General features: G+C 38.9%; 12 protein-coding genes. 7 read left to right on the top strand and 5 right to left on the bottom strand.

Translation table 11 applies throughout. The features are described from left to right. Positions 1-13: 13 nt before the first annotated feature. Genes bsdcttw_RS19145 through bsdcttw_RS19130 form a run of 4 tightly spaced genes read right to left on the bottom strand, consistent with a single transcriptional unit; the run spans position 14 to position 1,432 of the window. A complete protein-coding gene (locus bsdcttw_RS19145) occupies positions 14-262 on the bottom strand; it encodes a zinc ribbon domain-containing protein (protein ID WP_185256416.1) in 249 nt (82 codons plus the stop codon). Between the two features lie 17 nt (positions 263-279). Then, a complete protein-coding gene (locus bsdcttw_RS19140) occupies positions 280-594 on the bottom strand; it encodes a carboxymuconolactone decarboxylase family protein (protein ID WP_185256415.1) in 315 nt (104 codons plus the stop codon). Beyond that, the gene (locus tag bsdcttw_RS19135; RefSeq protein ID WP_185256414.1) at positions 594-797 is read right to left on the bottom strand and encodes a hypothetical protein; all 204 of its coding nucleotides are present in this window, start codon (positions 795-797) and stop codon (positions 594-596) included. Before bsdcttw_RS19135 ends, bsdcttw_RS19140 begins: the two co-directional genes overlap by 1 nt. 32 nt (positions 798-829) lie before the next feature. Then, positions 830-1,432 (bottom strand): TetR/AcrR family transcriptional regulator, encoded by a 603-nt coding sequence (locus tag bsdcttw_RS19130; protein WP_185256413.1) that lies wholly within the window; start codon positions 1,430-1,432, stop codon positions 830-832. A 146-nt stretch (positions 1,433-1,578) separates the two neighbouring features. Here bsdcttw_RS19130 and bsdcttw_RS19125 point away from each other — a divergent pair, with 146 nt between their 5' ends. The 5 genes from bsdcttw_RS19125 (at position 1,579) to bsdcttw_RS19105 (ending at position 8,110) form a co-directional block, all read left to right on the top strand. Further along, positions 1,579-2,427, top strand: a complete 849-nt coding sequence (locus bsdcttw_RS19125; RefSeq protein WP_185256412.1) for an AAA family ATPase — start codon at positions 1,579-1,581, stop codon at positions 2,425-2,427. Positions 2,428-3,008: 581 nt separating this feature from the next. After that, positions 3,009-4,835, top strand: coding sequence for an HD-GYP domain-containing protein (locus tag bsdcttw_RS19120; RefSeq protein ID WP_185256411.1), 1,827 nt, complete (start codon positions 3,009-3,011; stop codon positions 4,833-4,835). A 126-nt stretch (positions 4,836-4,961) separates the two neighbouring features. Next, complete coding sequence (locus bsdcttw_RS19115) at positions 4,962-6,074, top strand: SGNH/GDSL hydrolase family protein (protein ID WP_185256410.1); 1,113 nt, start codon at positions 4,962-4,964, stop codon at positions 6,072-6,074. Between the two features lie 50 nt (positions 6,075-6,124). Continuing rightward, entirely contained in the window at positions 6,125-6,739 is a 615-nt protein-coding gene (locus bsdcttw_RS19110; RefSeq protein WP_185256409.1) for a DUF3137 domain-containing protein, read from the top strand. A gap of 189 nt (positions 6,740-6,928) precedes the next feature. Further along, positions 6,929-8,110: an amidohydrolase gene (locus tag bsdcttw_RS19105; protein ID WP_185256408.1), complete on the top strand. Its 1,182-nt coding sequence runs from the start codon at positions 6,929-6,931 to the stop codon at positions 8,108-8,110. A gap of 9 nt (positions 8,111-8,119) precedes the next feature. On the opposite strand, the gene bsdcttw_RS19100 is transcribed toward bsdcttw_RS19105, so the two are convergent. Continuing rightward, complete coding sequence (locus bsdcttw_RS19100) at positions 8,120-9,184, bottom strand: helix-turn-helix domain-containing protein (protein ID WP_185256407.1); 1,065 nt, start codon at positions 9,182-9,184, stop codon at positions 8,120-8,122. Between the two features lie 306 nt (positions 9,185-9,490). Here bsdcttw_RS19100 and bsdcttw_RS19095 point away from each other — a divergent pair, with 306 nt between their 5' ends. Next, entirely contained in the window at positions 9,491-9,988 is a 498-nt protein-coding gene (locus bsdcttw_RS19095; protein ID WP_185256406.1) for a MarR family winged helix-turn-helix transcriptional regulator, read from the top strand. After that, positions 9,972-11,690, top strand: a complete 1,719-nt coding sequence (locus bsdcttw_RS19090) for an ABC transporter ATP-binding protein (protein ID WP_185256405.1) — start codon at positions 9,972-9,974, stop codon at positions 11,688-11,690. The genes bsdcttw_RS19095 and bsdcttw_RS19090 overlap by 17 nt, the downstream gene beginning before the upstream one ends. The last annotated feature ends 1 nt before the right edge of the window (position 11,691 follow it).

The raw sequence follows: 11,691 nt of genomic DNA, 5'->3' as shown, positions 1-11,691 counted from the left end.
AACTATAAATTTACTATAAATCACCGGCAGTTTCCCATGCCGGCATCTTCTTCAGGGTTCGGATTGCCAGTTCATGAGCAGCAGTTTCATCGATTCCTTGTGTACGAATAAGAAATCTAACCGTACCTTCCAGTTTTTCCTCATAGGATTGCAGTGTTCCGTCTGGCTTAGCACAATGGATGCAAAAATCCTTATTCTCATCCTCCAGGGGGTAATCACTTTTTTTGGTCATTGGCATACCACAGGAAATACAGATTTTCATAAAATACATCCTCTCATTTAAGATAAATTATCAAAACATTCCATAGCAGGTACAAGACAACTGCTCACACCTTGTGTTCCGGAAATCGCCAGTGTCATAATAATGGTATCACGGATTTCTTCTCTGGTTGCACCAGCCTGCTTTGCCATAGGAACATGCCCTATAACAGCAGGAATGTCGCCTTGAGATGATTTAATCCCAATAAATATGAGCTGCCTTGTCTTATCATCCAGAGTTCCTTTTGTTCCAATAGCAGACAATAAATTGTTAAAAGCATCGGATACTTCCGGCGCCTCTTGCTTTAAAAACATAAATGGATTTATTTTATTCATTATTTACTCCTCTCAAATGGATCTACTCCTAGTTTAATCAATTCTTCCATTCCAAGTTGTGTGATCAGATATTCCCTTGGATGTTCCTTATTCTGTTCAAACCAGCCTAATTCGGCCAGACGATTAAATAAACGGCCCCCAAGTGTACCACCTAGGTGTTCGTAACAGCATTTTGCTTTTAATAACGTGTCTTTGGATGCCATAATCTTTTACCTCCTTATCTTATTCAATGTAGCTAATTTGTAATTCTTGGATGGCTTTCCTTTTCCAGGAGAGATAGAAATGTATCTGTCAGTATCGTTTTATATCGCGCTATAACTTGTCCCTGGGGTGCGAATAAATCGTCGTTCATCAAATAATAATGCACCAGCCCCATCCACATATTAAATAAAATACTTGCCGGAAGAGAAGGTACATCTTCCTTTTCCAGAACCAGACTAAAATGAAAAGATAAGGCTGATTGAATGGCTATAAAGGCGTCTCTTGCTTCTATCGGAAGCATTCGGCTTTCAATTACGAGCCTTTTATAAAACAACTCATATTTCGAAATCGCCTCCAAATGGGCTGACAGCAGTTCCCTTAAGGTATGGCAACCCTCTGAAAGTTCATGGGTACAGGCAGCAATCTGGCGGCAATAGTATTGAACGACCTCAGCAATCAATGCTTCCTGGGTGTTAAAGTGCAGGAAGACTGTCCCGTGGGAGACATTGGCCGCTGATGCAATATCGGACATTCTGACAGCTTGAATTCCTCTCTCAGAGAAGATTTCGTAAGCGGTACTTATAAGTAAAGCTTTTGTTTGCTCTTTTTTTTGGCTTCTGGATGTCTTTGTATTCATTAATGACTCCTTAGTCAGTGACTTTAAAATCATTATATTGCACCCTTAAATATTTGTCAATACAAAAGTAGATACCATTCCGAAAGTATTTGTGTTAAAATATCCTAAATAGTCGAATAAATACAGTAACAGGAGGTGGATTAAGTATGGAATACCTTACCGGATTCCATCTGCCCAGCCAGTATGAAATGGATGTTTATCGTTATACCTCTGCTTACCCTTTTGGTGTATTTTATTTTAAAGAATTAAATCATATATCTTTTGATAGGATTACCATATTTTATGGCGGGAATGGATGCGGAAAATCAAGTCTGCTGAACCTGATTTCCGAAAAACTGGAATTACCAAGGAGAACCACAGTAGACCGTACCGGTGAATTCCTGGACTTTGTTAAGATGTGCGATTACAGTCTGAATAGGGAAGAGGGAATCAAGCGAATTCCGGAGGGCAGTAAGATTATAACCAGTGAAGATATTATTGAGGGGATTCTAAATCAAAGGAGAGAGAATAAGGAGACCGGAAGAAAGAGAGAAGAAACCTATGAAGAATATAGAAGCTTAAAGTTTGGAGATTTTCAATTTACTTCTATGAAGGATTATGACACCTTGAGGAAGGTTAATCAGGCCAGGTCAAAAACTGCAACAAAGTATATTAAAAATACTGCGGGTGAAAAGACCAGGGAGTATTCCAATGGTGAAAATGCTCTGCGATTTTTTGATAAGGAGCTTGTTCCCGGCAAGTTATATCTCTTAGATGAACCGGAAAATAGCTTATCACCTAAATATCAATATGAGCTTACGAAGCTGCTTTTTGATCTGGGAAGATTCTTTGATGTACAATTTATTATAGCTACTCATTCACCATTTCTTCTGTCTATAGAAGGAGCAAGAATTTATAATCTGGATGAAGAGCCTGTTGAAATCAGAAGGTGGGAAGAGTTAGAAAGTATCCGGTTTTACCATGATTTTTTTAAGAAGCGAGAACATTTATTTTAGTTTTTTTATTAGTTTACTGTAATTGCAGTAATCTGTTGCCTTATCTGTAATAGATAAGAATTAAGAATAATATATTGTTAAAGAAAGCTAAAAACTGCTTTCATACCCTAAAATATAAAGTATTCTTCAGTTATTGGCAGGTTTGAGGAGTGTTGGAAAGGGCATGGTGGAGTCCGTTTTATTCCTAAGATAATTACAGCTGATAAAGGATATGAAGAAAATTCTTCTGTGTACTGTGCTGACCAAAGTTTTGATGATCTATCTATAAAGTTAAGATAACCTTTTGTAGTAATAAGATACATAGTATTAAAATAAGCAGAAGTTTAAACAATAACTTTCAATTGGAAGAGGGAATCTGCTTCTTACAGGGCTTTAGTAAGTAGAAAGAATAATCTACTGACTAAAGCCCTTTATTTATTATATAGAAATCGATTTATGGGATAAAAGAAGAAAAATAATCAAAATATGGTATTTTTAAGAAAATTTAGTTGTGCTTACGGTATTAGTTTAGATATAATAAAATAAGCAGTAAAAATCGTTGGTAAAGAAGTTTCTGGCAGTGTAATTTAGGAGGATGCATCATGAAAAACAAAAGGTTTTTTCCGTTTAAGTATAAGCTTTTCATATTGCTTTTTTTTAGTGTGTTTTTAGTTTCAAGCATTTTGGCTTCTTTTCAATTTTATATCATGCACAACAATATGGAAGATGATTTTAGTCAGAAACAAAAATTGGTCCACGACAGAGCCTTGAACATGATTAAGAATGCTGATTATGTAAATTTACTGAATGAAAAGCCTATTGAAGAGGAAGCTGAAATTATACTGAGGAAGGTCTGGAACGAATACAAAGAGGATAAAAATATCGATTTTAATCTTTCCTCTTTTATAAATGGCAAGGACGATTATCAACTATATATTATAGATAGCAGCAATACTGTAATTCGTGCAACGGACCCAGAAGATCTGGGATTGAATTTTACCGGATATACGGATTTCTTGAACTATTTGGATGTAATTCGTGCTTCTGGTATATTCTCAACTTCTCGCGTTAGTCTCTCCATAAATTCGGGAGATTTGATGAAATATTGCTATATCAGTTCTTATGATGGTAAGTACATCTTTGAAACCGGAACGAAAATGGAAACAGATAAAACCTCTAATGTTGCTTTTGAAGATTTTGAACATCAGCTCCTGGATGAAAATAGCTTTATAAGCAGTATATTATTATATGATTATCAGGGGGTTTCCTATAAAAAAGATGCTGCCGGAAAGAATATTAAAATATCTTCAAACCATGAAGACTATTTTAAACAAGCCCTTGATACCATGAAGACAGTTGAAGTTACAGGAACTTACCTAAATGCCCCGGCACATTATGAGTATATTCCCTATGAGATCGTAGGAGCCAGAGGAGCGAATGAGAGAAATGTTATTGAAATTATTTACAACAACCGTGAAGCAAGGAATAAGCTGCGCTATATGGAAGGGGTAGTCGCACTGGTAGTAATCCTTAGTTCAGCAGTTGTGGCATCTATTGGGTATTATATCGCAAGCAGACTTGTAAAGCCCATTGAAGAATTAACAATAGGCGCCAAGGAGGTTGCGGAAGGTAATCTTTCTTATCGTTTTAAAATGAAAATCAATGATGAGACTGCAATTCTTGGGAAGCAGTTTAACCATATGACAGAAGAGCTAAGCAGATTATTGGATGAGCGGTATAAATATGAAAAAAATCTTCAGACTAAAAATCAAGAAATATTTAATCAAAAAGAGGAAATATCGGCTCTTTATGAAGAAACCTCTGCGCTAAATGAGGAGTTGGAAGACATGCTACGGCAGAATTCGGAGAGCTATTTTGAAACAGTGAGAGCATTGGCTAATGCCATCGATGAAAAGGACGCATATACAGGCGGCCATTGTGAAAGAGTAATGGAATACTCGATGGTGATTGCAGCTGAGATGGGACTGAATGAAAGTGAAATGAATGACTTGAAGTTTGGCAGTATCCTTCATGATATTGGGAAAATAGGAATAGCGGAGAATATTCTTAACAAGGAAGGCAAGCTAAGTCAGGAAGAGTATGGTGAGATCAAGAAGCATCCTATTAAAGGTGATAATATACTAAAGAATCTGAACTTTTTAACGAATTGCCGCAGAATTATCCATGAACACCATGAAAGAATAGATGGGAAGGGATATCCCGGTGGTCTGGATGGAGACCATATTTATTTTCTGGCTAAAATAGTATGTGTGGCAGATGCTTATGATGCAATGACAAGCTGCAGGCCTTACCGAAACGGCGAGCTTTCGAAAGAACAGGCGATAGAAGAGATGTTAAGGAATAAAGGAACGCAGTTTGATCCTGAAATTGTAGATGCCTTTATCAGTTACCTTAAAAGAGAAGAATAACATGAGTAACTTCAACATTGCTTAAACCTGGGATGGTAATTAAAAAAGAAGCTTGTTATAATAGGAATGAAAGTCTGAAATCGGTAATTTTCACAAGTTGAGGAATTGAGGAAGGTATGAATTGGTATGAAAGAGTATAAATTGGATGAAATAAAATACCTAAAAATACATGGAAGGACTGCAGGGAGTCTGTCACCTTTGCCTTTGTTTTGGACTGGCAGCGGGATAGAGTTAAATACAAAAGGCGCTGAACTTTGGATAGAAGTAGAAGTTGATTATGAGTTATATGAACCATGGCTTGGCGTATTTATTAATTCAGCTCAGGTCAGCAGACAAATGCTTCTAAAGGGAAGATACTGGCTCTGCCTCTACCGTGGAATGAATGAAAGCACAGTAAAGAATGTTCGTATTATACGAGAAGTTCAGGCTATGAACGGAGACCCTGCCTGCTCTCTTGTAGTTCATGCTGTAAGGCTTGAGGGTGAATTCCTGCCCATAGAAGAGAAAAAGTTAAAAATAGAATTTATCGGGGATAGTATCACCTCCGGTGAAGGGGTAGTAGGAGCAAAAGAGGAAGAAGATTGGATATCCATGTGGTTTAGTGCATCGGAGAATTATACCCTGCTAACGGCCAATGCCTTGAAAGCAGATTACCGGGTAATATCAGAGAGCGGCTGGGGAGTTCTTACTAGCTGGGATAATAATCCGGATTACAGTATCCCACAATATTATGAAAAGGTCTGCGGTGTGCTTACAGGCGAGAAGAATGAAGGGTTAGGAGCACAAAAGGAGAATGATTTTGATGCCTGGCAGCCGGATATTGTCGTTGTAAACCTTGGAACCAATGACAATTCGGCATTTAATTCACCTGAGTGGAGGGATGAAGCCGGGAGAAGCCATAAGCAGAGACTGAACGAGGATGGCAGTTTTAATGAGGAGGATTTAGACGCTTTTGAAGCTGCGGTAGAAAACTTTCTAATTAAGCTAAGAAAATATAATAAAACTGCTCATATTGTATGGGCTTATGGAATGCTTGGTAATGCTCTTATGCCAGCCATTTATCGTGCAGTTGATAAGTACCGGAAGCTTAGCAGTGACAAAAAGGTATCGGTATTACAATTACCGGATACAACGGAAAAGACTGTTGGCGCCAGAAGCCATCCAGGAATATTGTCCCATAAAAAGGCGGCAGAGGAATTAAGCGTCTATCTGAATAAGCTGATTAATACTATGAATTAAAGCAGTTTAATAATAAGCTGCATTTCATTTATAGAGCCAGGAGGAAGAGTATGAGTGTTTTAAGAGAAATCTTTGGACCAAGTAAAAGAGAGGTATGGAGCCAACTAAGCGAATTCATTGGAGCTGATTACGTTGATGGAGGTTTTTTTGGTAAAAATAAAGTAGTGGTTCATGTAAAAGAATGGACGATTACCCTTGATACATATACTGTCTCTACAGGGAAATCCTCTATAACCTATACCCGTATGAGAGCTCCTTATATTAATAAAGACGGGCTGTATTTTAGGATATACAAAGCAGGTATCTTTAGTGACCTTGGAAGGCTTCTAGGAATGCAGGATATCCAAATTGGTTTTGAAGAATTTGATTCCGATTATGTAATAAAGGGAAATAATACTGATAAAATCCGGGAATTATTTTCTAAAACAAGTATCAGAAGCCTGATTGAGCTGCAGCCGAGATTTTCTCTTCAGATTAAGGATGATGAAGGCTGGTTTGGTGAGAGCTTTCCTGAGGGAGTAGATGAACTGTATTTCAGTGTTGCCGGTGTTATCAGGGATATTGATTTGCTGAAAGCATTATTTGATCTGTTTGCTGATGTTCTGGACTACATGTGCGAAATTGGTTCCGCCTACGAAAGTAATCCTAATGTTGAGCTCCGTTAGAAGTTTTTTTGAGAATGCATAAACTTTGCATATTTATGGAAAACTGAATCGTGTTTAGAATGAAATCTAGGAGGTTAAGGCTGAAATATGCCTTAGCCTTTATTTTATGGTCTGAGTGTTAAAAGGCCAGTCTTATTCATCTAGCTTATGATAGAAAAATAAAAGTTTACGATTGGAAAGGGTAGAATTATGCTGTTAATCAAGAATGGTAAGATACTTACGATGGCAGGAAAGACCTATGAACCAGGAGAGGTTTTAATAAAGGATGGAAAGATAGTTTATGTTGGAGAGCAGGCAGATGTATCTCTAGGAGAAGAAGATACAGTTATTGATGCAAATGGGTTATGGGTAATGCCAGGTATTATTGAAGCCCATTGCCATATCGGTATTTCAGAGGAAAAGGAAGGGCAGGAGCAGGATGACTGCAATGAAACAACACTTCCGATCACTCCTTATATCCGTGCACTGGACGCCGTAAATCCAATGGATGCTGCTTTTCACAATGCGATTCAGGCAGGAATTACTTCCGTTATGGTAGGGCCGGGGAGCAGCAATGTCGTCGGAGGACAGTTTTTATTTATGAAGACCCATGGAAGAGTCATTGATGATATGGTAATAAAAGAACCGGCAGCCATGAAAGTAGCTTTTGGTGAGAATCCAAAGAAAGCTTATAAAGATTTGAATACGCCGCCAGCCTCCAGAATGACCATTGCGGCTATGCTTCGGGAGGAATTATTTCTCGCAAAGCAGTATCAGCAGAAGAAAGAGAAGAGCAAAGACGTTGAAGGCTTTGAGGAAGATTTTCGCCTAGAAGCTTGGCTTCCCGTATTAAAGGGAGAGATTCCTCTAAAGGCCCATGTTCACAGAGCCGATGATATTCTCACCGCCATCCGTATTGCAAAAGAATATCATCTTAAGCTGACTCTGGATCACTGCTCAGAAGGGCATATTATAGCAGATGAGATTAAAAATAGCGGTTATCCCGCCATTATAGGACCCGGGATGTCCTGCAGAAATAAGCTTGAGATCAAGAATGTGGACTTTAAGACACCGGGAGTCCTGGCCCAAAAAGGGGTAAAGGTAGCCATAACAACGGATCATCCGGTTACACTGATTCAATATCTGCCTATTTGCGCCGGCCTTGCAGCTAAAAAAGGACTTGGTGTAGAAGAGGGCCTGAAAGCAATCACAATAAATGCTGCCGAGATCTGTCAGGTCGATAGCCGGGTCGGAAGTCTGGAAGCCGGAAAAGATGCGGATATCGCAATCTTTACAGGGAATCCCATGGAAGTCTTTACGCATACGGTTTATACCATTATAGATGGAGCGGTGGTCTATCAATGGAGCGATGAAGATAATAACAACGATTGAAAGGTTAATTTATTCCGGATATTTGGCTCTGTATTGTTTCAGAAGCTTTGTAAATTCCTCGTTTGTACGTAAAAAATCATATCTGGGATTGGTTTCAAGCTCTGAAAGCAGTGGAGACAGCATTAATCTTCCGGTATTTTCTTGGGGATAGGAAATACCGATATGACTATATAATGGTGAACTTTTCATATCCCAGGGCTGAAAGATAGCATCAAGCATAGCTTTCAGATTGGACACCGAATCCGGAATATTCTTTAGATTCAAGGCTAATTCCAAAGGAGCAATATAGGAATTGTAATCCCATAAATCAAAAATCTTTGCACTCTGCCGATATACCTCAACCTGATAAGCAGCATTTTGAATATTATTCTCTTTTATAGAGATATCCATAAGACTCACGAGTGTCATATGCAAGTCGTTGACCTCCATGATTAACTTTCTTTCCAACAGTATGGCAGCTTCTGTAAGCTTATTCTGGTTTATCAGAATCTGAGCCTGGAAGTTTCTTTTATCCAATGCCGATTTATCCGGCAGAAGATCAAGCATCTCCTGGGCTTTGTCGTACTCAGAGTGTTTTATATAATTTGAAACCAGCATAAAGCAAGCTTTCTCTCGAATCTGTTCATCATCACCTTTTGCAGCACGTTCATAAAGGGTTGTAATCTGGTTTTCATAATATTCTCTGTCGGAAATCCCGGCGCCATAATACAGGAGAGAACCGTCTAAGAGCATTGCAGCAGTATGAATTAATTCATAGCAATTAGGGTATTCTTGTATCTTTTCCATTAGCATTTTAAAACCAGCACTATAGCCGTTTGCCTTTATCTCATCCACCACGTTTTTGCTGATAGAGGAAATTTCTTGTTTGGTAAGCCCTTCGTGAAAACCCATTAAGGTATTCATGTCCACCTTTAAAAGTCTTGCAAGAGCGGGCAACAGCGAAATATCGGGATAGGTACCGCCCTTTTCCCATTTGTTTACGGCAGGAGCAGACACGCCAAGATAATCGGCTAGCTGTTCCTGTGTTAATCCAAGTTCTTTTCTTTTTTCACGAATTACGTTATTAATCGGCATTGCTTTCATCTCCCTGTTAATTTTATATACATTGTATCAGACGTTCATGGCTTTCACAATTGACCTCTTTTTAATTTAAATGAAAAAAAATTAACCTGTAGTTAATTTAATCATTTGTAAAACAGAATGATTTTTCGTAAAGATTGCTCTTGATTTTAATCTGATTTAGCAATACTATAATATCAAGGTACCTAGATATTATAAAAGTACATGACTTAACGGATGAAGTGAAAGCAATTATACGACATATGAGTAAGAGGGCATTATCCTGAATACATATCATAAATCCAATATAGGAGATGAATAATGGACAATAAGAAAGAATGCAGCCTCAGTAAAGTCTGTGGTGATACGGAGCAAGAGGGCAGGGAAGAATTACTGGCAGAACTGCGCAAATGCGGACGTTTTCTTTATCATAAGTTCGGAGGGCGGCACGGACAGGGAAAGATTCTTAGAATATTAGCGGAAAAAGAAGAACTAAGCCAGAAGGAGCTGCAAGATATGTTAGGAATCCAATCCGGTTCCATCAGTGAGATTATTAATAAACTGGAACGAAGAGGTCTTTTATACCGGGTAAAGGACGAAGCTGATAAGCGGATGACAAAGCTCCATATTACAGAAGAGGGCTTTGAAGAGCTTAAGGAAATCGAACAGAGAGTAGTACCTGGCACCGAAGAACTCTTTGAAGTGTTAAAGAAAGAGGAACAGGAAACTCTGGCAGAACTGGTAAAGAAACTGAACGTTAGCTGGGAATTAAAATATAGTATGCAAGGAGAACGGATAAAAGATGAAACTATACAGTAGATACTTTAACCGATATAAAATTCCTTTTCTGATTGCAATTTGCTGTGTTACCTTAGAAGCTGTCTGTGATTTGCTGGGACCAACCCTGATGTCTCATATTATTAATAACGGCATTGAAAGCGGTTCCCTTGATAAGGTCTACTACTGGGGATTTCGAATGCTACTTGTAACACTCATAGGAGCTGTTTTTGCCGTCACCAGAAATAATCTTGCAAGCTTTGTTTCCCAAAGAATGGGTGCTGACCTGCGGACGGATCTGTTTACGAAGATTATGTCCTTCTCAGAGGAGAGTGTGGATAAGATTGAGAGCGGATCTTTGATAACCCGAATGACTAATGATACCTCCCAGATTGTACAATTTGTAAACGGAATTATGCGTATATTCCTAAAAGCCCCCATTACCTGTATTGGAAGTATTATACTTGCCAGTATGCTGAACCTTCGGTTAAGTATTATTATTTATAGTGTAGTAGCAGTGGTGGCTATCTTAATTACGATCAGTATGAAGTTAAGTTATCAGAGATTTTACCAATTACAAAAGGCTATGGACCGGATTAATACCAGGGTACAGGAATATTTGCTGGGAATACGTTTGGTAAAAGCCTTTGGTACATATGACAAAGAAACCAGAGAGTTTGAGGAAGCCAATCAAAACTTAATGCAGAAGGGAGTGTCCTCACTGCTTGTAATCACAGTGATTTCTCCGCTTCTATCACTTTTTGTAGGTTTTGGAACGGTAGCGGTGATATACATCGGCAGCAGACTTTTTACATTGAATATGGCCAATGCCGGAGACATTACAGCTTTTACGATCTATATGGCGCAGATTCTTTCTTCTCTTCTGATGATTACCAATGTGTTTAATATGTTTGTGCGAACCAAAGCTTCCACTATTAGAATCCGGGAAATATTTGAGTGTGATGAAGACTTTAAAAAGAGCGGTATGAAAGAGGAGTTGTCCGGAGATATTGTCTTTCATAATGTGACCTTTGCCTATCCGGGAGGCAGCGGGGTACCGGCAGTGAAGAACTTATCCTTTACGGTTAAGAAAGGTGAAAGTCTTGCTATTATAGGACCTACCGGCAGCGGAAAGTCTACTATTGCTTGGCTTTTGCTTCGATTTTATGACACTGGAGAGGGAAATATCTTAATTAATGGTATTAATCTAAAAAATCTAGGAGTAGATGAAATTCGCAACGAAATAGCAATCGTTCCCCAAAAACCCACCCTGTTCTCCGGAACGGTAAAGGAAAATATCATCTGGGGGAATAAGAATGCCACAGCAGAGGAGATATCACTTGCGGCAGAACAAGCGGAGGCTGAGTTTATCACCCAGATGCCGGAAGGATTCGAGAGCAGTTTAGGAAGCGGCGGAGTAAACTTTTCCGGGGGACAGAAGCAGAGAATTTCAATTGCCAGAGGACTTTTAAAGAAATCCTCCGTTCTGCTATTAGATGATGCCACCAGTGCGCTGGATGCTATAACAGAGGCCAGAGTACTGCGTAACTTAAAAGAACGCAAAGAGGATCAAACAGTAATCATTATTACCCAGCGCTGTGGTACGGCAATGACAGCTGATAAGGTACTGGTTATGGAAAATGGCATAGGTGTTGGCTTTGGAACCCATGCAGAACTTATAAAGTCCTGCCAGGTATACCGTGACATCTACGAAACTCAGATTGAAAGCAGCAAGGAGGCTTAAG

Source organism: Anaerocolumna chitinilytica (assembly GCF_014218355.1).
GTDB classification, from domain to species: Bacteria; Bacillota; Clostridia; order Lachnospirales; family Lachnospiraceae; genus Anaerocolumna; species Anaerocolumna chitinilytica.
Note: the sequence above shows the minus strand (reverse complement) of the source record. Positions and strands in the feature narration are given on the sequence as shown.